Genomic DNA, 21,762 nt, shown 5'->3' with positions numbered 1-21,762 from the left:
CTTAATATTGTCTTTAATTAAAAACTATAAGACTCTGAAGTAGAAGGCTAGTATACTGAGAATATCCTGAGGACTTATGATCCTGTAGCGTAGATAAGTAACTAGCCTTTAATACTCACAAAAGATCGGACGGTGTCCTAGGTCTTAAAAGTTATTTTAATGAACCTGTATATACAAGGTTGATCTTTGAGTATTCTATTTAATTTTTACTATAAAGGGTATTTTATGAATAGTATAATTTTAGGCATAGATATTTCTAAAGAAACATTTGATGTAGCTTTACTAATTAATAACAAAGTTAAGAATAAAAAATTTAATAATAATTTACAAGGATTTTACGGAGTAAGTGAGTGGCTAAAAACTAAACAGGTTTATACCGCACACGCTTGTATGGAGGCTACAAATACTTATGGATTAAAGCTTGCTGAGTATCTTTATAAAAATAATTTTAAAGTTAGTGTTGTAAATCCAGCTCGTGTAAAAGGCTTCTCTATCAGTAAACTTTACCGTGTTAAAACTGATAAAGCAGACAGTGAACTGATTGCATATTTTTGTCAAACGATACAGCCTGAACTTTGGCAACCTACAGCTTTTCATATACAAGAACTACAACAATTAGTAAATCGTTTAGATGCTTTAATTTCTATCAAAAACCAAGAAACTAATAGGCTAGAAGGGTTATTTGATATAGTTACAACTAATATTAAATCTCATATAAAATTTTTGAATAAACAGATAAAAGAAATAGAAAAGCTTATATCTAACCATATAAAGAAACATACAGACTTATCTGATAAAGGTAAGCTTCTTGTTTCAATTCCAGGAATAGGAGAAAAAACAGTAGCTGTAATACTTGCTTTTTTATCAGATATTGAAAATTTTAAATCAGTAAAACAAGTAGTAGCTTTTGTCGGTCTTAATCCACAACAACGCCAATCAGGTACTTCTGTACATGGAACTAGCAGGATCTCAAAAACAGGAAACGCAGATTTGCGTAAAGCTTTTTATATGCCTGCTATAGTGTCTCTTAAATTTAATCCAATTGTTACAGAATTTGCCAAGCGTTTAGGTAGTTTAGGAAAACCCAAGATGGTTATTGTTATAGCCGCTATGCGTAAGTTAATTCATATTATTTATGGAGTACTCAAAAATAAAACTCTTTTCAATGAAATTAATTAAAATACAGATAAAAAGATGTTGACACTTAAGACGGTATCTACGCTTTTAATTTTAAAATTTGCTGTATTTATGATTTTTTCCTGGATTCCTGCTTTTAGCTAAGAATGACATCGGAATCACGCAACAATGCTGCCGCGGGATGACAGGAAGAAATGATCCATGCAGGTAAAGCCTACTCTCATGCCTGTCACAAAATTCAGTGTGTTATTTTTTTGAATTGTAAAAATCTAAAATTGCTTTGCTTAATTCGTGATTTAATACTGAAAAGTCTGCCGTATCGAAGCCCTCTCTTGGAATAATTATCATCGCAAGCTTTTTAAGATTAGAATTGTTACAAATAAGCCTAATAAGATGTTTTATGCGTCTTTTAATTTTATTACGCACTACAGCCTTTTTATTTAGCTTTTTGCTAACTTTTATTCCTAGAAAGATATTATATTTTGATTCAAGAAAGATTTTTGGGATATTCTTTGCTATCACCAAAATAAAATATTTTTCATGAAATTTTTTGCCAAGCTTATTTATAAGCTCAAATTCCTTTTGATTTTTTAAAGAGGTGATAAACAATTGAATAGGTCAGATTATTATTTATGCGGATAGTTTTTTTCTGCCTTTAGCACGACGGTTTCTTAAAATTGCTCTTCCAGAGGCAGTAGCCATTCTAGCTCTAAAACCATGTCTTCTTTTTCTTACTAAATTACTAGGTTGAAATGTACGCTTCATAATATTTATACCAAACGAAAATTAATTACTTTATAATGAAATAAATGTCATTGCGAGGAAAAACTATAAGTTTTGATGAAGCAATCTGGTGAAAAAATCCTGAGATTGCCACAGCAGCAAAGTGGCTTCGCAACGACGTTGTCTATATTAAATATGTGCCTTTGCTTGTTCAACGATACTTGCAAATCCTTCATCGTTATTTACAGCAAGTTCTGCAAGGACTTTACGATCTATATCGATTTCTGCTTTTTTAAGAGCTCCCATAAACTGAGAATATACTAAACCATGCTCTCTTACTGCGGCATTTATTCTTTGAATCCACAGACCTCTGAAATCACGCTTACGATTTCTACGATCTCTATAAGCATATTGTAGCCCTTTTTCTACTTTTTCAATAGCTACTCTAAAGCAAGTACTTGCTCTACCTCTATAACCTTTTGCGAGTTTGAGGATTTTTTTATGGCGATTTTTGGAAATTTTTCCTGATTTTGCACGTGTCATTACTTATAGCTCCTTAGTTAAATTAATTGATACCATATGGTAAAAAGTATTTTTTAATATTATCTCCGTCTTGAGGACAAAGAATAGTAGTTCCTCGAAGATTACGAATTTGAGCTTTAGTACGACGACGTCTAAAGTGATTTTTACGTGCTTGTGTTGCAATGACCTTACCACTAGCAGTAAGTTTAAAACGCTTTTTTACAGCAGATTTTGTCTTTAATTTAGGCATGATTTTTCCTTTAATTGGTATTTACTAAGATTTTAGTATTTTGCCGGTAATTATTAGGCATACCAAAGCCATGTTACCGATTAGAAGCTACATAATAGTTTTTTTTACGATTTATTGCAAGACGTTTTTTATAATATATGCTATAATTGCTAAGATTAGTACTTATTTATTAAATATAATGTTTGGGCAGAATCCTAAAAGAGGAATATTAAAAGGTGACGGAACGGAATTGCAAGTGCAGTCTATTTTTAAGACGATCCAAGGGGAGGGGATATTTGTAGGTGTTCCTGCTATTTTCATTAGGCTTGGAGGGTGTAACCTTGCATGCGATTTTTGTGATACAGAATTTGAAGATTTTAAAACAATCAAAACAGATGATATTTTATCTAAGGTTAATCTAATGGCTTTAAACTCTAAAAACAAGTGGTCAGTTAAGCTAATAGTGATAACCGGTGGTGAGCCGATGCGTCAACCTATAGAGTTATTATGCCAAGAATTATTAGAACAAGGTTTTAAGGTGCAGATAGAAACTAACGGCACGTTATATCGTTCTTTGCCAGATGAAGTATCTATAATATGCTCGCCTAAAGCAGGTAAAAATGGCTATAGCAAAATCAGAGAAGATTTATTGCCTAAAATTAGTGCTATAAAATTTATCGTTGCTAAGAATATTTTAGAGTATAGCTTAATACCTGAAATAGGACAAACAGCTTATAATATACCAGTTTTTGTTCAGCCTATGGATCAAAATGATCAAAAACTTAACAAAGAAAATAACAAATTAGCAGTAAAATTAGTTTTAGAGAGCGGTGCTAGGTTGTCAGTACAAACACATAAATTTGTAGGCATAGAGTAATTACAAATATATCTTGAATTTTAGATTAATTAGTACTATTATAACCTTTTTATAAAGTTTAAAGTGTTGAAATAATGAGTGAAATATTAGAACTTGAAGCAAAGTCTCGCAATGAATTTGGTACGGGTGCAGCAAGAGCCTTAAGAAGAGAAGGGCGTGTTCCTGCTATTATTTATGGTGCAAAGAAAACCCCAGTTAGTATTTCTTTAGAAGAAAAAGAAATAACAAAATATTATAGAAAGCCAGCTTTCATATCTCAGTTAATTAATTTAACAATTGAAGGCACGCAATATAAAGTATTGCCGAAAGCTGTAGAATTACATCCTGTTACAGATATAGTACGCCACGTTGATTTTGTTTTTTTAGAAGATAAAACCCAAAAAATGGAAGTTCCTGTAGTATATGAAGGAAAAGAAAGAGCATTAGGCGTTAAAAGAGGCGGATATTTCAATATAGTAAAAAGAAGAGTTACTTTATTATGTGATGTTAATAATATCCCGAGAAATGTAACTATTGACGTTACTAATATGCCGATTGCTACTTCATTAAAATCTTCAAAAGTAAAACTACCAGAAGGTTGTAGCTTTACTACAAAAAAAGAATTTGTGCTTGCAACTATAATAGGACGTAGAGGTGCAAAAACTGAAGCCGAGGGCGAACAAACTGCTGAAGCAGCGAAGTAATATTGGCTTAGGACGTTGCGTGGCTCTAAAAAGGCACTCGATGTCATACCGTGGTCCCGACACGGTATCCAGTATATTTTTTAAGAAATTTAGTTAGCAAATCGCTTTTGTTACATGGCTCTTGATGCCATACTCATGTCATTCTTGCAAAGGTAAGGATCCATGAAAAATAAATATGCACACAATAAGTTTTGAAAAATAAAAGGTTGGTTACTCTTGCTGTATGCTGGATTCCTGCTTTTGCAGGAATGACATTGAACACTTTTTTCAAGCTATACAATAACATACGATCCACATTGGAATGGCATACGCAACACCTCATCCTATTTCAAATCATATCTATCTTCAAAAACTTTTCATTACATTTAGGTAACACTATGATGCTTATTATTGGTCTTGGTAATCCAGGTAAAGATTATGAGCATACACGTCATAATATAGGATTTATTGCTTTAGAGAATATAGCAAAGCAATATGATACATCATTTAGTATAAAGAAGAAATTTCATTGTGAAATTGCTGAAAGTACTAATAACGGGCAAAAGCTAATATTCATAAAACCTACTACTTACATGAATTTATCGGGTAAGTCGGTAATAGCGGTAAAAACATATTATAATATTCCTCTTGAAAAAATCTTTGTTATTCATGATGATATTGATTTAGATTCTGGTAGAATAAAGTTTAAAATTGGTGGTGGAAACGGTGGGCATAATGGTTTGAAGTCCATTGATGGAATTATAGGAAATAATTATAATCGTATTAGGATTGGAGTTGGTAGACCACAAAATAGTCAAGATGTAGCAGATTATGTACTTAATAATTTCTCTAAATCTGAATATGTAATAGCAGAGCAGGCTATAGATAAAATAACTGATAACTTTAATTTAATACTAGAGAATAAACTAGAAGAGTTTAAGAGTAAGATGGTTTAGGTATCGCTCCTGTCATCCCTTGGTTAAGCGACGGGAGGCTTTGTTGCGTGGATCGAAAAACGCCCTAAGGTAGTCATACCGTGGCTTGGGAACTAGATCCAGAAAATAATAAAAAATACTAATTTTATTAGTATTTTTAACTGGATCCCGTGAATAAATCACGGGATGACAGAAGAGAATGATCCACGCAACAATGCCTCTACGGGATGACACTGGAATTATAAAACAACACCAAATTAGCTAAAAAAAATTATGACACGAAATTTTGAAATTATATATGCTGAAGAAATGGATAAAACCTATTCAGCTATAATTCAGGAAGCTTTTAATAAAGATGCACGCAAAATAAAAGGCTTAACAGGAGATTTAAAATCTTTTTCGTTTTCATGTTTAGATCAAGATAAAAATTTTATTGCCGGAATTGGCAGTGTAAGTTTTTGGGGTGGTTTATATATTAGTTCATTATTTGTAGATGAAAATTATAGAAATCAAAATTACGGAAGTTTATTAATAGAAAAAGCTGAAAATCTAGCACGTGAGCGTGGCTGTAATTTTGTTGTTTTATCAACTATGGATTTTCAGGCTAAACCATTTTATGAAAAATTAGGATATAAGCTAGAATTTACAAGACACGGCTATGAAAAAGATTCAGTTATGTATTTACTAAGGAAAGATTTATGACATTAAAATTAGGAATTGTAGGTTTGCCGAATGTCGGTAAGTCAACGTTATTTAATGCTTTAACGGCAAGCGTGGCAGCGGAAGCTGCTAATTATCCGTTTTGCACGATTGAGCCAAATAGTGCCGTTGTTTCAGTGCCGGATGAACGTTTACATAAATTAGCAGTGCTTGTAGGCAGTAACAAAATCATCCCGTCTTACATAGAATTTGTCGATATTGCAGGTCTTGTTAAAGGTGCAAGCAAAGGGGAGGGGCTTGGTAATAAGTTCTTATCAAACATTAGAGAAGTAGATGCAATATTGCATGTGTTACGTTGTTTTGAGGATGAAGACGTAACGCACGTGCATAATAAGGTTGATCCGATTCATGACCTTGAAATAATTGAGATGGAGCTAATACTTGCCGATATAGAATCGATGGAAAAGCGACTAGCTACAAGTGAAAAACGTTTGAAATCAGGTGATAAGACTTTAGCAGATCAGATAGAGCTATTAAAAGAAGTTCATAAAGTGTTAGCTGACGGTAAACCTGCAAGAGTGCTAAATAAAACTTTAGGAGCTGATAATCTAAAGCAGTTACAGCTGCTTACCTCTAAGCCTGTGCTATATGTGTGTAATGTGCTTGAAAAAGATGCAGCAAGTGGTAACGAGCTTACAAAATTAGTAGCAGAGCAGGCAAAAAAAGAAGATGCTAAAAGCGTTATTATTTCCTCAAAAATAGAAGCAGATATTGTTTTGCTTGAAGATGAGGAAGAGAAAAAAGAATTCCTAAATAGTATTGACCTTGAAGAAACGGGCTTAAGTAGAGTAATTAAAGAAGGGTATAATCTCTTAAACCTTAAAAGCTTTTTTACGATCGGTCCGAAAGAAGCTCATAGCTGGACTTTTAAAGATGGCACTCTTGCACCAGGGGCTGCCGGTATTATCCATACTGATTTTGAAAAGGGCTTTATCAGAGCAGAAGTAATAGGTTACGCAGATTACATAAATCTTGGTAGTGAAGCAAAAGCTAAAGAAGTGGGAAAAATGCGACTAGAGGGTAAAGAATATAAAATGCAGGATGGGGATATAGTACATTTTAGATTCAACGTATAAATACTTGTCGTCTTTAAAGAATTATTTCTTCATTTTATCATGGATTCACGTACTCATGTACTAAGTGTACACTCCGTTCGCTCACCATGCAAAATAAAGTCTAATTCTTTAAATATTTAAAGTATTATTTGCCCTGCTTGAAAAATTGACGTTATCATCTTTGTAACTCGTCGGATGCTCACATATTAAGTAACTGCTGTCGTGCTGTCGCTCCTCTCGGCTTGCAGGCTTCTAGCTCTTTTCCAATCTGAACTAATTAATTATTCTAGTCATGATTTAACTGATATATTAAAAGTTAAGAAAAACTATCCTGAAGGGCTAGAAGCAATGAGCAAAATAGTAAAAGATCATAGAATTTTTATTTTAGATTAAATTAATAATTGAAAATTTATTTAAACTGATTTATTCTAATTTTTTAGATTAGGTATTTTATGTTTACAAAGTTTTCACTCATATTAATTATAATGTTTTTTGGTATAGTTTCCTATGCTAATCCTAAACCTATAGGACTTGAATTAAATAAAACAACCTTAGAAGAGGTGAAAGAAAAATATAAAGTTATAAGGATGGAAGCTAATAAGTGGAATGGTACTAACTATTATATAGATACTAAAGATATTGATTTTAAAAATGTTTCAAGTGCTTTAATAATATGTAATGATGACAATATAGTGCAAGCTGTAATTTTAGTAATGGATAAAAACAATTTTAATGAATTATTAGGTATGTTATCAGAAAAATATACATTGAAAGAAAAAAATATACCTTTTGTGGGTAATAAATCAGCAGTTTTTATTGATGGTAACAGTACTATTATTTTAGACTCTCCTCATCTTAATTTTAATATGGATTTAACTTATATAACTAATGAGTTTTATAGTAAATATCTAGATAAATTACAGCACGAAAAACAGCTTGAAAAAGAAAAAAAGAAAGATTTACTTTAAATAATATTGAAAATTTTTTATAAGTGTTTATTTTTCTTAAATTATTTAGCATATCAGAATATAATAGCACTTATGAAAATTATTGTGAAGATTCCGGCATGGATGCTTTTATGCTTATTCACGTTATCACCCATAACGGAAACAATCTATACTTCAGGGCTACCAAGTATCACTGAATATTTTAACACCGATGGTAGTACTACCCAAATCACATCTAGTCTATATTATTTAGGTTTTGCTCTTGGCATATTAACGCTTGGCAGATTATCCGATATTTACGGCAGAAGACCGATTGTTTTATTCGGTCTTTGTATTTACGCTATATCTTCCATTATTAGCATTTTTGCACCTAATATAGAAACATTAATGTTAGCCCGTCTTGTGCAGGCTTTTGGCGTAAGCGTTGGCTCAGTTATCAGGCAGGCTATGGCCCGTGATTCTTATCAAGGTTCAGAATTATCATATGTTTATGCTAGCCTATCTCCATGGCTTTTATTTATCCCTTCTTTGGGCTCATCTATGGGGGGTATATTATAGAATATTCAAGTTGGCATTACACTTTTGTATTCCTCAGTCTTACAGGTACAGTATTATTAATTTTATATTATAAAATTTTACCTGAAACGAATCCTTATATAAATTTTCCGCAAAGTAGCAAATATTTTGAGATTTTAAAAGTAGTTATTAAAGATAAAAGTTTATGGTTACATGCTTTTATTATTGGAGCATTTAACGGCATATAGCTTAATGCGATAAGGTAGTGACTTTTTCAAGAGCATAGTAAACCGCATCAAAAAAGTGCTCAAAATTAGAAACAGTTTTTCTTATTTCGTTCTTGATTTTAAACCAGTAATGCTCAATAGGATTTAAATCAGGAGAGTAAGTTGGTAAAAATAAAATACTGCAACCAACAGATTCAATTAACGTTTTCACTTTTGTACTTTTATGAAAATTAATATTATCCATTACTACTATCTGACCAGGCTTTAACTCTTTGATCAATATCTCTTGTACATAAGTTTCAAAAATGTCCTTATTACATGTCCCATCAAATATTATTGGGGCAATAATATCTTTGGCAGACACCCCAGCAATCATACTAATCCGTGATTTATGTTGATAGACCCTTTCACCATAACATCTTTGACCGATAATGCTCCACCCGTGTTCTCTACAGCTATTATCTTCTATCCCAGATTCATCGATAAATACTAAATCTTGTTTGTCTATAGTTTTTAGTTTCAATATAAACTCATTCCTTAGACCAACATCTCTTTTGGGATGAAGAAAAGTTTTTTTTATAACTATAACCTAATTTATTAAGCAATCTTGATATCGTACTTGCAGATACTTTTTGACTCCAGTTGTTAGCTAGTTCCATGGTGGTTTTATCAAAATTTAATTCTATAAATTTTTTAAATCCCTCTATGTCTCTTATTATTCTACGATGTCCTGTATGATAACCACTTTTTGCTTTGATATCGCCGGTTTGTTTCTTTAATTTTTTCCATTCTATTATAGTCTTCCTACTAATAGAGTATATCTCAGAAGTCTCTTTTATTGTTTTACCATCTGTTAAACTTTTTATTACTCGTATTCTTAAATCGTATGAATATGCCTTTGCCATAAGTTTTTCATTTAGTATAATCTAACTCATACTCTAAGTCACTATCTTATCGCATTAAGCTATATATTATGGTTTTTATATAGAAGCCCCTTTTATATTCATTGATAAAATGAAAGTTGCCCCATCTTTTTACGGTAAACTGGCATTCTTATTATCTTTTGCTGGTATTTTTGGCGGATTTTTAGGAGGATATTTAATAAAAAAACGTCATGTATATGATCAAAAAGTAATGATTTTAGGGCTTATTTTTAGTGTAATAGGTTTGTAGTTTGCTTGCAATTAACGCTCTAATATTACAGGATAAACAGGTAGGTCAAAACATAGCGGTTATTATGATATTTGCACCTATGATGCTACATATGGTCGGGCATAATTTACTGATTCCTATGACTCTTCGTTATGCTTTAGAAGATTATGCTAAGGTAACAGGCACAGCAGGTTCTGTATTTGGTGCAATATATTATGTACTAATCGCAGCCGTAACTTTTTTAGTCTCTAAACTACACAGTGATACAATAGGTAATTTTGCTTTATTGTTCTTAGTTTTAAGTGTTAGCTCTGCTGCTGCATTTTATTATATTTTAAATTTGTATAAGAAAAAATTGACATGAGCCGCTATATGTCCTACAATAGCGGATTTAATAAATAAAAATAGGCAGTATTATGAATACCGTAGATATCAGAGCCTGTCTTGAAATTAAGGTTTAGTCAATTTTTTAAGCATAAGTGTAATCATATTGATATAAATAATATGTTCAGAAGTTTTATAGTTATGCTCATAGTCTTTACTCATACGATGAAAATTATTGAGCCAGCCAAAAGTACGTTCAACTATCCAACGCTTGGGAATCACTTTAAACCCCACTTGATCAACAATTTTACGAGAAATTGTCAGTAATGCTCTTACAGTTAAAAAACACCAAATTTGTAATGCTCCAGCATAACCACTATCTGCAAAAAATTTGATAATACTAGGATATTTTGCTTTTGCCTTGATTATTACATTTTTAGTACCATCTCTGTCTTGTATACCTGCTGAATGTACTTCACATGATAATACTAAACCAAGTGTATCTGTAACTATATGGCGTTTCCTACCCTTAATCTTCTTGCCTGCATCATATCCTCTAGCTCCCCTTTTTGGGTAGTCTTAACAGACTGACTATCTATAATCCCTACAGTAGGAGTGGATTTCTTACTTTCTTTCTCCCTTACTTTTTGGACTAATCTATCATGTATTTCTTGCCATCTACCATTCTTACGCCAACGTAAATAATAGTCATATACTGTTTGCCATGGGGGAAAATCTTTAGGTAATAATCGCCACTGACAACCACTCCTCATTACGTAACGAATGCCATTAATTATATCTCTTATATTATGTTTACGTGACCGTCCTATCTTGCAAGGACCAACAAATGGAGCTAAATGTATCCTTTCTTCTTCCACTATATCACTGGGATACATATTCCTACTTTATTATTTTTTGACAATATAAATTATTTCTTATATCTTTTCAAGACAGGCTCTAAGATTACGCATTGCAGAAGACACAAAAATAGAAGCTGAGCAAATATTTAAGCAAATGGGTATGACTATGTCGGAAGCCATGAGAATATTCTTAAATCAGTGTATAAATAGCGGCGGGCTACCTTTCAAACCGCATGTTAAGGTTCCAAATAAGGAGACTTTGAAAGCTTTTGAAGAAACAGATAATGGCGATGGTACAACTTTTACTTTAGAAGAGTTTAAAAAATTTTTAGATGATATGGCAAAATGAGGCAAGTTCGTTCTACTATAGTTTTTGAACGCGACTTAAAGCAATTAGTAAAAAGAGGAAAAAATATAAAGAAAATACATGCATTAGTATCTATGCTTGTAAATAATATTCCTTTACCATCAAAATTTAAACCTCATAAACTTACTGGTGATTATTACTTAAAATGAGAATGTCATATAGAGCCTGATTGGTTATTAATTTATAAAATTGATGAAGATTCTATTATTTTTTACCGGACAGGAACTCATTCTGATTTATTTTAAATACAAAGAAAACTAAAGAATAAGCTAGAAAATTATTCTTTAGTTTTATTATCTAGATAAATCTGTTTTTTAACGCTCTACCTTTGTTGAGATTGTTTAGCGTTTCGTTCTCTTCTAGTTAAAACTTTTTTACTTCTAGTACTAACATCGCTAGCCCATCCTGAATCAGTTCCGCTATCACTATTACTTCTTTCGCTATCGCTAGATGCTGTTGCTGATTTTATTTTATCTAGAGTAGCTTTCATAAGATCAGATATTTCTTTATTACCATCTTTATTTTCAGGTATGGTTTTGTTAAGCTTAGGTATAGGTTTACCATTTTCATCATATTCAATTTTTTTAAGGTTAAATCCTCCCTGTATTTGTTTCATTAAATCTGTAGTATCTACTGCTGGGCGAGGCTGGTTAGTTTCTTTAGCCTTTTGAGATGTTAATGTAGCAATATTATCACCAACAGGAGGCGGGGGTGGTGAAGGAACATCATCTTTAGGCATAGGCGGTGGAGGAGGTGGTGGTACATTAAATGCAGTAGTTTCTACATTTTTATGCTCAGTAACTTCTGTTTCTGGCATAGGTGGAGGAGGCGGTGTAAAAGGTTTTTCTTCAGTTATGGGAGGTACTATATTTACAGGTGAGGTAGGTATATGATTATTAGGCAAACCAACAGCAGTTGGTTGAGTTTTAGCAGATTGTGATTGGGAAGAGGTTGTTTGTTCAGTTATGTTATTTGGATCTTTTACGTTTATATGCTTTTGAAGCTTTTCTTTTATCGCTTCTAATCTTTTATTATCAGGTAAATTTGAAATTATATTTTCAATATTTTGCTTTTTATTGCTAATTAATTTCTCAAATTTATTATTAGCTTTATGTAATTTTTCTTCTACATTTATAATAGTTTTAGTATTGTTTTCTTTATTTTTTGCTAAAACTTGCTCACTATTATTAACAAAAATATTTTTGATTTTTTGCCAGCTATTGTTTAATTTTTCAAAAAATGTGTAAGGTACTTCCTCTCTAATTTCAGCAACTTGTTTTTGTATTTTTTTTGAGCTCTTCAATATTAGAATTTTCAGTTAATAAATTTAGGACATTTTGCTGAATGACCTTTAAATCGTTATGCTGATTTTCTAATTCTTCTGCATTTGGGAAATACAGAGGTTTAGACATAGGTAATTGAGCAAATTTTTGTGGGTTAGCAGCATATTCATTATTGAATAAATTGCTAAGCCTTTCACGTTGATCTTTAGATAAGTCTTTTTTTGCTAAATCCTCAAAATTCTTTCTGAGTTCTTTTTGTAGTTCCTGTTTTAAAGGACCGGATTTATCGGCTATAAATAATATAGTATTATCTATACGCTTTAATAATTTATTATTCTGTTCTATGGCATCTTTAGCTAATCTTTCCTCACTTTTTACAAAAACATATTTTATATTAGAAGCTGTATTTATAAGTTTTTTAAACCAAGATAATGATCTATTATGCTCTTTTTCTAATTCTTTAACTTCTTTCTGTATTTCAATGAAGCCTTGTAATTTTTGATTATGTTCGCACAGCTCATTTAGGTTACTTAGTACTTTATTTAATGCTTCTTTTTCTTGATTTAAGTGATGATCAAGATCAGTTATCTTTGCCATATAAACCCATTATAATTTAATGATGCATTATAATGAGTTTAAACCTTAAAATCAAATAAAATTAATATTTTTTAATACATCAGTAGTATGAATATTAACGTAACTTAAGAGATGATAATCCAATAAGGACAAATATGAGAGAGATAATCCAAAATCTTATTACGACTTTCGATTCTGCCCAGCCACTTTTTTCAAAGTGATGATGCAGCGGTGCCATCTTAAATATTCGCTTGCCTTTAGTGGCTTTAAAGTAATATACTTGCATAATCACCGATATTGTTTCGATGACAAATAATCCACCGACAATACCTAAAACTATTTCGTGTTTAGTAATAACGCTGATAATTCCAAGTACACCACCAAGGCTTAAGCTGCCGGTATCGCCCATAAAAACCTCTGCTGGTTGTGCATTAAACCATAAGAATCCAAGGCAGCTACCTACTATACTCGCACAAAAAATCGTTAACTCTCCGGTATTAGGTATATAATCTAATTGTAAATAATTTGAGTAAATTAAGTTTCCAACTAAGTAACTTATTAAAGCAAAGGAGCCGGCAGTTAAAGCAATAGGAACTGTTGCAAGCCCATCAAGTCCGTCTGTGAGGTTAACAGCATTAGAAGCACCGACTATAACGAATATAGCAAAGAATATATATAAATAACCAAGGTCCATACTTAAACTTTTAAAAAATGGTACGTTAAGTATGTGACTAGGGTTATCAATTGTATATTCTAGTAAAATACATACTATTAAGCTAATAATACCTTGAAGTAAAAGTTTACTTTTTCCCTTTACGCCATAATGATTATTTTTAGTTACTTTTGCATAATCATCAAGAAAACCTATAATACCGAAGCTAACAAAACCAAATAAGGTAATCCAAATATATTTATTGGTTAAATCAGCAAGCAATAAGGTAGAAAAACAGCTGGATAATATAATCATAATACCACCCATAGTAGGAGTCCCAGCTTTTGCTTGATGTGATTCAGGACCATCTAAACGTATCGGTTGACCATATTTTTGAAGAGCTTGTAAAAATTTTATTAATCTTGGACCGATAAGAAAACTAAGGCTAAGAGTAACTAGAACGGCAAGTCCACTACGAAAAGTTATATAATGAAATAAGTTAGCTATATGTGAATTATGAATGTAAGGTAATAAGAGGTTGTATAACATATTTTAGTTTAAATTTAAAAGTATAAGTTAGTTTAATTTACTATAGTGTAATAATCAATAATCTTGTCAAGTTTTATTCCTCTAGAACCTTTTATTAAAATAAGTTCATCGTTTTTGAATAAATCATTTGTAGATGTAATTAATTCATCAACATTTTTGAAATATGCTTTAGCTATTTTTTCAGGTAATAAATCATGAATATATTTGGTGTTTGTACCTACTAAAAAAACCTTAGAACAGCCTGAGTCTAATATATAAGGTACTAGCTCTTTATGTAACCTTTCTGAATTCTGACCAAGCTCCAACATCTCACCTATTATAGTGGTCTTATTTTTGCTAGGCATTTGTTCTAAATATTTTAATGCAGCTTTCATTGATGCAGAGCTTGCATTATAGTAATCACAAATAATGCGACTATTTCCTATGCTAATAATTACGCCTCTACCTTTTGTTAAACGAATATCGGCTAAGTAGCTAGCAGCTTTATTTAAATCTTGATTAAGCAAAAAGATGATCAATAATATACCGGCATAATTCTCAGCAAAGTGCTTAGGTATAAAAGGTACAGTAGTCTCTATAATTGCGTCATATATCTTGTATTTTAAATGAACTTGCTCACCAGAAACCCTATATAAAATTAACTCAGCTGAAGATGATTTACCAAAGTTGTGTATATTATCAATAGATAGCTTTTTTAATGTAGATAAGATTTTATCATAACAATTAGTATCTGAATTAATAACAGCAATTCCATCTTTGTCAAAGCTCTCAAAAATTTCGCATTTAGCTCTAGCTATCTCTTCAAGAGAGTTAAAGAACTCCAAATGTGCTTCTGAAATATTGGTGATCATAGCTATATTTGGCTTTAATATTTGAACTAGCTCCCTTATTTCATTTTTATGGTTCATGCCAAGTTCAAAGATAGCAAATTCTGTATCATCAGGCATTGAAGCAAGATTAATAAGTAATCCTAAATGATTATTGAAATTACCTCGGCTAGCAAAAGTTAATGCATCATGCTCTAATAAAGTTTTTAAAGCCTCCTTGGTAGAAGTCTTACCAACACTACCAGTTATAGCAATAAATTTGGCGTTTGAATTTTTTCTTTTATATAAAGCCAGCTGTTCCAGGGCTTTCAGGCAATCATCTACTAAGATAATCTTGCTTGGGTCAGATATATCTACTTGCTTACTAACAATTACTGCGGATGCTCCTTGATTAATTGTATCCTGAATATAATCATGACCATCTTTATTACCTTGAAGTGCTATAAATAAATCACCTTTTTTAACATCTTTAGAGTTAAATTGTATTTCGTTAGTGATGATAGATTGCGGTACTGACACCCTTAAGGCATCGCTTAAAGTTTTAGAATTCCAAATCATAAGTTTTTGTTGTTATTTGTCAAGCCACGGGATGACAGTATTTTCGTATATTTCACAGCCACCTCAGCATCATCAAAGTCTATCTTCTTATCCCCTATAATTTGATAGTTTTCATGACCTTTGCCTGCGATTAGTAAAATATCATTTTCTTTTAAATTATTTATCCCATATTTAATAGCTTCTTTTCTGTCAGCTATTTCTATGTAATTTGTTGTTGCTATCCCGCTAATAATTTCTCGCCTGATAGCTTTCGGGTCTTCATGGCGTGGGTTATCGTCCGTCACAATAACATTATCTGCTATTGAGGCTGCTATTTTTCCCATAAGCTTTCTTTTGGTATTATCACGATTACCGCCACAGCCAAAAATTACATTTAATTTACTACCTTGAACTTTAATATTTTTTAACTCAGTTAAAGCTTTTTCAAGAGCATCGGGAGTGTGGGCATAATCAATGAATATATTAGCATCTTTTATTCGATCCATTCGTCCTTTTACGGCTTTAACTTTAGTCAAAGCACTTATAACTTTACTAAAATCAAAATTAGTATAATAAGCACTAAGTCCAGCTATTAATAAATTACTAGCCTGAAAGCTACCTATTATAGCTGTATTTAAAGCATAGTTTGACTCCTTATAATCAAAGAAAATAATTTGATTATATAAAGAATGGGCAATTTTAGTAATTTTTATGTTATCTTTCTTAGAAGCTTTTTCCCCAACACATAAATATTTTATCTTATGCTTATCTAAATAGTCTTTAATAAAGTCTATCTCTTTTATATCAGAATTTAATATCGCAATACCATCTCCTGATAAATGATCAGTAAATAACTTTAATTTAGCAAGCAAATAATTTTCTTTGGTGTGATGATAGTCAAGATGATCTTGGCTAAAGCTAGTGAAACATGCAATATTTACTTTTAAGTCACCAAGTCTTTGCTGATCTAAGCCGTGACTTGAGGCTTCAAATTCTAAATAGTTTATACCATTTTCAGCTAGTTTATGAGCGATTTTTCTAAAGCTTAAATAGTCAGGTGTAGTTAGTCCGCCTATGGGCTCATTAAAATTATCAATGCCAAAAACTTCCACGCCTATTGTACCTATTGATGCTGATTTCTGCCCAAGTAACGAATATATTTGAGCTATATATGATACTACCGAGCTTTTGCCGTTAGTGCCAGTTACGGCTATCATAGTTTTAGGTTTTTTAGGATAAAAAATTTCTATAGCTTCGTATAAAGCTGCTTGAGCATCTTTTACATAAATTATTTTATCTGTAGCGATAGTTTTTTTATCGTCAGTAATTACTAACGCTGCCCCTTTATCTAAAGCCTCTGTAATAAAAGCATTCCCATTTTTAATAGCAAAAAAGGCATCGTTTTTTTTAAGATTTTTAGAATTAGCTGACAAGCCAGTTACGTTAGATTTCCCAAATAATAGTTTATAGTTCATAAATGAATGCGTTGAGCTAAGTATTAGCCTTATTATATAACACTTAAAAAAATATGCTGTATTTTTTTGATTTGTTTTTAAAAAAATAATTTATTTAAACTCATTTCTAATAACATTTATTAATGATTATGTAAATAATACTTTAAAATTTATTGACAATTACCTTATGTTAATTTATATAACCATATTTCATGGTACTAAGCTTATAGTAATCAGCTTAGTTATCATGAATTTAATTAATATAAAAAAAGAGTTAACTAATGAATTTTAAATGCCTTGTTCCTTTATTTTCCAAAACAATTTTAACAAAAATCAATGATTTAATAGTGGGGACACATAGTTTAGCAAATGAAACTTTTTCATCTTTTTATAATCCTGAGCATCAAGATGGGATAATTATGAAAACTACTAAATGCGTTATAGATTATACTTATAAATTTTTAAATAATCATCCTTCAGTTAAACCTTGTGAAAATCCTGCTACAATTATAGGTATGGTTGATGAAAATTTATTATTGGAGCCTAAAGAAATTGTAAACGATACTACAAATATTTTTGGTAAAGAATATGATATTGCCACCGGCGGCGAATCATATAATACATTAACTTTAAATGATGTAGCCGAGTTTTTAGGTCTTGAAGATTGTTCTGCTACATCGGTAACAAACGCTCTACAGCAATGGGCTATTTCTCAAATTCCTAATAATACTCAATTATCCCCCAACGCTTCTCAAGATAATAATACTAATTGGTTTACACAAGAAATAGATATTTTAGGTGCTAAAGTACCTATTTGGAGTATTTTAACAGCTGTCGTAACAACAGTGGGATTAGTCGGTGCAGGTATAGGATACGGTATAGGAAAATGTACGCAAAAAAGTAATACTACAATAGATAATGGTTTAGAATTACAGTCTATGCTGGTACAACCAAGCCTAGAATTGCCATATCCATTTTCATACAATAATAAAGTAGATAGTTCATCATCAGCTGGTTCAAATTCTAACAAAGTAATACCTTCAGTGTTTAACCTATCAAATAATAGTCATTATTCTGTGCCGCAAGACAACGCACAAGAAGACCATGTTTATGCTGAGGTTAGTCAAATAAATAATGAAAATCAAAATATACCATTATTAGCTGAAAGTGCGGTTTTGAATATAGAAAATCAATAAGTACTCTAAATTTATTAAAGATAGAAGGCAGTTTTTTGTCTTCTATCTTTCAAGTTATAGAAAACAGTTTAAACCTCCGATAAATTCCATAGTAATTGATTCGCCTCAGCAATTATATTCTTACCTACTAACTTCTTGATAAATACTAATTTATTATCAGGTTTAATTTTTGCATTAGCTGTATAGGTGCTGACAAATTTTAAAATTTTATCAGCCATATCAGCGTTTTTATAAAATTTAATTACAAAACCGTTATCGCCTGAGTCTAGATTTTCAATGTTCAACTTAAAGCATAATAATTTTATTTTGACAATATCAAGTAAATTATTAAATTCAGTTGGCAGGCTGCCAAATCTGTCAATCATTTCATCTTTAAATTTCTCTACTTCTAGATCATCGTTTAGATTACCTATTCTTCTATATAAACCAAGCTTTAGAACTGAATCTGATACATAATTATCAGGGATAAAGACCGATAAACCTAAATTAATAGTCGGAATGAAAGGCTGCTCACCACTTATCGGCTCATCTTTAAAAATAGCTATCTGCTCTTCCAGCATTTCTTGATAAAGCTCTGTTCCGACTTCTCTAATTTGCCCTGATTGCTCTTCACCTATTAAATTACCGAAACCCCGTAAATCCATATCATGGCTTGCGATAGTAAAGCCTGAACCGAGAGCGCAGCTATTCTGGATTATCTCTAAACGCCTTAAGCTATGTGGCGTCATTTTCTTGTGACTTGGCAGGGTCAAGTAGGCATAACCTCGCATCTTACCTCGCCCAATTCTGCCTCGTAACTGATATAATTGACTAAGCCCCAGCATATCGGCTTTATGGATAATCATAGTATTAGCGTCTTGTATATCAATTCCTGACTCTATTATAGTTGTTGAGATTAATATATCGAATTTGCCGGCATAAAACTCGCTCATAATCTCATCAATTTTATTCGGTGACATTTTACCATGTGCGACTTTATAACTTAATTCAGGGACGATTTGCTTTAATTGCTTTTCAATATCTTCTATATCGTTAATTCTTGGAACGACAAAAAAGCTTTTACCGCCCCTAAAATGCTCACGCAGTAATGCATCCCTAATAATAACAGGATCAAACGGCATAACAGAGGTACGAACTTCCAACCTGTTTAGCGGAGGTGTTGAGATAATGCTTAGCTCTTTTAAACCAGTCATCGACATTTGTAAAGTACGAGGTATTGGAGTTGCAGACATTGCAAGCACATGGGTAGAAGATTTTAGCGATTTAAGGAATTCCTTTTGACCGACGCCAAAATGCTGTTCTTCATCTATTATTAATAGCTTAAGATTACAAAACTTAGTGACTTTATGCAGTAAAGAATGCGTACCTATTATTATATTTATCTTACCGCTCTTAAGTTCTGATCTTACAGTCTTTGCCTCTTTGGGGCTAACAACGCTAGATAATTGCTTGATATTTAAGCCAAAATCTTTAAATCTTTCCGTAAACCTTGCAAAATGTTGGCTGCATAGGATAGTAGTTGGCACGACAACCGCCACTTGTGGTAAATTCTCGTTTAAGGATTTAGCAACCATAAAAGCTGCACGCATTGCTACTTCTGTTTTACCAAAGCCAACATCCCCGCATATTAACCTGTCCATTAACATGCCGGTATTTAAATCTTCTCTAATCTCATTTATTGCGTTTAATTGATCTTCAGTCTCAGTAAAAGGAAATTTAGCACAAAATTTATCATATTCTTCAAGGTCAAATTCAATAGCAGCAGTGGTATTAAGCTTTCTTTTGGCAGCTATTTGCATTAAGTGCAAAGCAATTTCCTTAATACGGTTTTTAAGCTTAGCCTTATTTTTTTGCCATGAGACACTTCCGAGCTTATCAATCTGTGCCACATCACTGCCATATTTCTTTATTACCTCAATATTTTCAACTGGTATATATAGCTTATCATTACCGGCATATAGAATTTTTAAGAAATCATGAAGCTTGCCTTTAATCTCTAAAGCTTCAAGCTTTAAGAATTGTCCTATACCATGATCCTTATGTACTATCAGTTCCCCTTCAGCTAAATGATTAAGCTCAAGTAAAATATTTTTGAGCTTTTTGTTAGTATTTGTGACGATTACTTTTTCTTCTAACAACTCACTAGCTGCAATAAATAAATATTCAGGAGTAGAAAAGCTTTGATTTAAAGGTAATATGGCAATATTTATTGCACCAAGTTTTGCCTCTTCCAAGTACTCTATTTCATTATAACTATATTCATAATTTTCGATTATACTTTTAACTCTTTCAAAGCTACTTAAAACGTTTGAGCATATAATAATTTTCTTACGAGAATTAGCTTTAATAACTTCAAACAGCTTATCAAAAATAGTTTTCTTTTCTACAAAGCTTGCAGCTGCTATATTTTCAACTATGCTAGCCTGCTCAGAATTTTCATAACTAATTAGGATATTATTTTCCTGCTCAAGTAATTCTATAGTTTCAAGAGAAGTAAAATATAGTGCAGAAGGCTGAAGAGTAGGGTAAAAACTGTTAAATTTAAGTTTATTGGCGTCTAGCCTTGCTTTGTAAAAATCGTTATAGCTATGCTCGAATTCTAAAATAGCTTGCTTTGTTAGATTATCAAAGATAATGACTGGATTGTTAAGATAATCTGTTAGACCCGAATAGTTATCATAAAATAGAGGTAGTAACTGCTCATATCCTGAAAATTTTCTTCCGCCGGTTATTGCTTCATATAAAGGATTATCGGTATGGTTAACTCCAAAATTACGCAAGTAATTATCTTTAAAATTACTGATTGTTTCAGGATTTAAAACTATTTCATTTGCCGGACTAATAATTAGTTCATTAAATGATTTAGTTGAGATTTGTGTATCAATATCAAATTGTTTAATTGATTCGATATGATCCCAGCTAAAATTAATTCTATAGCCTTTAGATTCAGGTAGTATTAAGTCAACAATTTCGCCCCTAACTGCAAATTCTCCAACATCAACGCTACTTGCATTTCTTGTAAAGCTATTTTCTACCAAAAACTTACTAAGCTCATTTGCACTTAGCTTCATTTTAGGAAATAGTTTTAGATAATATTTAGCAAAGAAATCTCTAGGTGGTAATTTATTCAATAAGTTCGTTGCGTGAGTAATGACTAATTTATTTCCTTTATTGGTCGTAAGTTTGGTTAATGTTTCGGCTCGCTTAGATAGAATATTGCAATTTGGTGACGTATGGTCATAAGGAATTGTATCATAGCTCGGAAAATAATATATATTTTCGCTTGGTAAAAAAAATAAAGCTTGCTTGTATAATTGCAACGCCTCCTCTTCATTGCTTGTAACTAATATAAAATCTTGCTTAGAATTCTTTATAAAGCTATCAATTGTGAAGAAAGATTTAGCAGTAGATGGAAATTTTTGTTGTAACATGTAT

At 31.7% G+C, this 21,762-nt stretch carries 21 protein-coding genes and 5 pseudogenes; 14 read left to right on the top strand and 12 right to left on the bottom strand.

Going from position 1 to position 21,762, the window contains the following annotated elements:
• The first annotated feature begins 225 nt into the window (after positions 1-225).
• Positions 226-1,179, top strand: a complete 954-nt coding sequence (locus ACICQC_RS06955; RefSeq protein ID WP_395476416.1) for an IS110 family transposase — start codon at positions 226-228, stop codon at positions 1,177-1,179.
• Between the two features lie 204 nt (positions 1,180-1,383).
• On the opposite strand, the gene rnpA is transcribed toward ACICQC_RS06955, so the two are convergent.
• The 4 genes from rnpA to rpmI all read right to left on the bottom strand — a co-directional run bounded on the left by rnpA (position 1,384) and on the right by rpmI (position 2,632).
• Positions 1,384-1,746 carry a ribonuclease P protein component gene (rnpA, locus tag ACICQC_RS06950; RefSeq protein WP_395476484.1) on the bottom strand — a complete coding sequence of 121 codons (363 nt, stop codon included), beginning with the start codon at positions 1,744-1,746 and terminating at the stop codon, positions 1,384-1,386.
• A 21-nt stretch (positions 1,747-1,767) separates the two neighbouring features.
• Positions 1,768-1,902 (bottom strand): 50S ribosomal protein L34, encoded by a 135-nt coding sequence (gene rpmH, locus ACICQC_RS06945; RefSeq protein ID WP_011477532.1) that lies wholly within the window; start codon positions 1,900-1,902, stop codon positions 1,768-1,770.
• A 147-nt stretch (positions 1,903-2,049) separates the two neighbouring features.
• A complete protein-coding gene (gene rplT, locus ACICQC_RS06940) occupies positions 2,050-2,403 on the bottom strand; it encodes a 50S ribosomal protein L20 (RefSeq protein ID WP_395476483.1) in 354 nt (117 codons plus the stop codon).
• Between the two features lie 22 nt (positions 2,404-2,425).
• Entirely contained in the window at positions 2,426-2,632 is a 207-nt protein-coding gene (rpmI, locus tag ACICQC_RS06935) for a 50S ribosomal protein L35 (RefSeq protein ID WP_395476482.1), read from the bottom strand.
• A gap of 178 nt (positions 2,633-2,810) precedes the next feature.
• Between rpmI and ACICQC_RS06930 the strand changes: the two genes are divergently transcribed.
• The 8 genes and pseudogenes from ACICQC_RS06930 to ACICQC_RS06895 form a co-directional block, all read left to right on the top strand.
• Positions 2,811-3,488 carry a 7-carboxy-7-deazaguanine synthase QueE gene (locus tag ACICQC_RS06930; protein ID WP_395476481.1) on the top strand — a complete coding sequence of 226 codons (678 nt, stop codon included), beginning with the start codon at positions 2,811-2,813 and terminating at the stop codon, positions 3,486-3,488.
• A 74-nt stretch (positions 3,489-3,562) separates the two neighbouring features.
• Entirely contained in the window at positions 3,563-4,171 is a 609-nt protein-coding gene (locus ACICQC_RS06925) for a 50S ribosomal protein L25/general stress protein Ctc (RefSeq protein ID WP_011477528.1), read from the top strand.
• A 377-nt stretch (positions 4,172-4,548) separates the two neighbouring features.
• Positions 4,549-5,106: an aminoacyl-tRNA hydrolase gene (pth, locus tag ACICQC_RS06920; RefSeq protein WP_395476480.1), complete on the top strand. Its 558-nt coding sequence runs from the start codon at positions 4,549-4,551 to the stop codon at positions 5,104-5,106.
• Between the two features lie 252 nt (positions 5,107-5,358).
• On the top strand, positions 5,359-5,787 hold the full coding sequence (locus ACICQC_RS06915; RefSeq protein WP_395476479.1) for a GNAT family N-acetyltransferase: 429 nt from the start codon (positions 5,359-5,361) through the stop codon (positions 5,785-5,787).
• Positions 5,784-6,881: a redox-regulated ATPase YchF gene (gene ychF, locus ACICQC_RS06910; RefSeq protein ID WP_395476478.1), complete on the top strand. Its 1,098-nt coding sequence runs from the start codon at positions 5,784-5,786 to the stop codon at positions 6,879-6,881. The genes ACICQC_RS06915 and ychF overlap by 4 nt, the downstream gene beginning before the upstream one ends.
• Before the next feature lie 201 nt (positions 6,882-7,082).
• A complete protein-coding gene (locus tag ACICQC_RS06905; RefSeq protein ID WP_395476477.1) occupies positions 7,083-7,253 on the top strand; it encodes a hypothetical protein in 171 nt (56 codons plus the stop codon).
• A 59-nt stretch (positions 7,254-7,312) separates the two neighbouring features.
• Complete coding sequence (locus ACICQC_RS06900) at positions 7,313-7,828, top strand: hypothetical protein (RefSeq protein WP_395476476.1); 516 nt, start codon at positions 7,313-7,315, stop codon at positions 7,826-7,828.
• Positions 7,829-7,900: 72 nt separating this feature from the next.
• Positions 7,901-8,568, top strand: a pseudogene (locus tag ACICQC_RS06895) (Bcr/CflA family efflux MFS transporter); the annotation flags it as partial.
• 4 nt (positions 8,569-8,572) lie between these two features.
• On the opposite strand, the gene ACICQC_RS06890 reads toward ACICQC_RS06895, so the two are convergent.
• Positions 8,573-9,455 (bottom strand): IS630 family transposase gene (locus tag ACICQC_RS06890; protein ID WP_395476242.1). Its coding sequence is split into 2 segments (ribosomal slippage): positions 8,573-9,127 and positions 9,129-9,455, totalling 882 coding nucleotides; the frame shifts between segments, so codons are not numbered across the junction.
• A 61-nt stretch (positions 9,456-9,516) separates the two neighbouring features.
• On the opposite strand from ACICQC_RS06890, the pseudogene ACICQC_RS06885 reads away from it, so the two are divergent.
• Positions 9,517-10,066 (top strand): annotated as a pseudogene (locus tag ACICQC_RS06885) (Bcr/CflA family multidrug efflux MFS transporter); the annotation flags it as partial.
• A gap of 86 nt (positions 10,067-10,152) precedes the next feature.
• Here ACICQC_RS06885 and ACICQC_RS06880 read toward each other — a convergent pair.
• A complete protein-coding gene (locus tag ACICQC_RS06880; RefSeq protein WP_395477679.1) occupies positions 10,153-10,539 on the bottom strand; it encodes a transposase in 387 nt (128 codons plus the stop codon).
• Complete coding sequence (locus tag ACICQC_RS06875; protein ID WP_395476475.1) at positions 10,536-10,922, bottom strand: transposase; 387 nt, start codon at positions 10,920-10,922, stop codon at positions 10,536-10,538. The genes ACICQC_RS06880 and ACICQC_RS06875 overlap by 4 nt, the downstream gene beginning before the upstream one ends.
• 31 nt (positions 10,923-10,953) lie before the next feature.
• Here ACICQC_RS06875 and ACICQC_RS06870 point away from each other — a divergent pair, with 31 nt between their 5' ends.
• From ACICQC_RS06870 to ACICQC_RS06860, 3 genes and pseudogenes are all read left to right on the top strand, one after another.
• Positions 10,954-11,235 (top strand): type II toxin-antitoxin system RelB/DinJ family antitoxin, encoded by a 282-nt coding sequence (locus tag ACICQC_RS06870; protein ID WP_395477678.1) that lies wholly within the window; start codon positions 10,954-10,956, stop codon positions 11,233-11,235.
• Positions 11,232-11,435: pseudogene (locus ACICQC_RS06865) on the top strand (type II toxin-antitoxin system YafQ family toxin); the annotation flags it as partial. The gene ACICQC_RS06870 and the pseudogene ACICQC_RS06865, both read left to right, overlap by 4 nt.
• On the top strand, positions 11,412-11,498 hold the full coding sequence (locus tag ACICQC_RS06860; protein ID WP_395477677.1) for a type II toxin-antitoxin system mRNA interferase toxin, RelE/StbE family: 87 nt from the start codon (positions 11,412-11,414) through the stop codon (positions 11,496-11,498). The pseudogene ACICQC_RS06865 and the gene ACICQC_RS06860, both read left to right, overlap by 24 nt.
• Positions 11,499-11,575: 77 nt before the next feature.
• Here the strand turns inward: ACICQC_RS06860 and ACICQC_RS06855 are convergent.
• From ACICQC_RS06855 to ACICQC_RS06840, 4 genes and pseudogenes are all read right to left on the bottom strand, one after another.
• Positions 11,576-13,133 (bottom strand): annotated as a pseudogene (locus ACICQC_RS06855) (Arp2/3 complex-activating protein rickA).
• A 94-nt stretch (positions 13,134-13,227) separates the two neighbouring features.
• Positions 13,228-14,313: a phospho-N-acetylmuramoyl-pentapeptide-transferase gene (gene mraY / locus ACICQC_RS06850; RefSeq protein ID WP_395476474.1), complete on the bottom strand. Its 1,086-nt coding sequence runs from the start codon at positions 14,311-14,313 to the stop codon at positions 13,228-13,230.
• A 32-nt stretch (positions 14,314-14,345) separates the two neighbouring features.
• Positions 14,346-15,698 (bottom strand): UDP-N-acetylmuramoyl-tripeptide--D-alanyl-D-alanine ligase, encoded by a 1,353-nt coding sequence (locus tag ACICQC_RS06845; protein WP_395476473.1) that lies wholly within the window; start codon positions 15,696-15,698, stop codon positions 14,346-14,348.
• 19 nt (positions 15,699-15,717) lie between these two features.
• Positions 15,718-17,152 (bottom strand): annotated as a pseudogene (locus ACICQC_RS06840) (UDP-N-acetylmuramoyl-L-alanyl-D-glutamate--2,6-diaminopimelate ligase).
• A 260-nt stretch (positions 17,153-17,412) separates the two neighbouring features.
• On the opposite strand from ACICQC_RS06840, the gene ACICQC_RS06835 reads away from it, so the two are divergent.
• Entirely contained in the window at positions 17,413-18,327 is a 915-nt protein-coding gene (locus tag ACICQC_RS06835) for a hypothetical protein (protein ID WP_395476472.1), read from the top strand.
• 68 nt (positions 18,328-18,395) lie between these two features.
• Here ACICQC_RS06835 and mfd read toward each other — a convergent pair whose 3' ends face one another.
• Entirely contained in the window at positions 18,396-21,758 is a 3,363-nt protein-coding gene (gene mfd / locus ACICQC_RS06830; protein WP_395476471.1) for a transcription-repair coupling factor, read from the bottom strand.
• Positions 21,759-21,762 lie beyond the last annotated feature (4 nt).

The sequence above is a fragment of the Rickettsia endosymbiont of Pantilius tunicatus genome, from assembly GCF_964291875.1.
Taxonomy (GTDB): Bacteria; Pseudomonadota; Alphaproteobacteria; order Rickettsiales; family Rickettsiaceae; genus Rickettsia.
The sequence above is the reverse complement of the archived record's forward strand: the minus strand, read 5'-3'. Positions and strand labels throughout refer to the sequence as shown.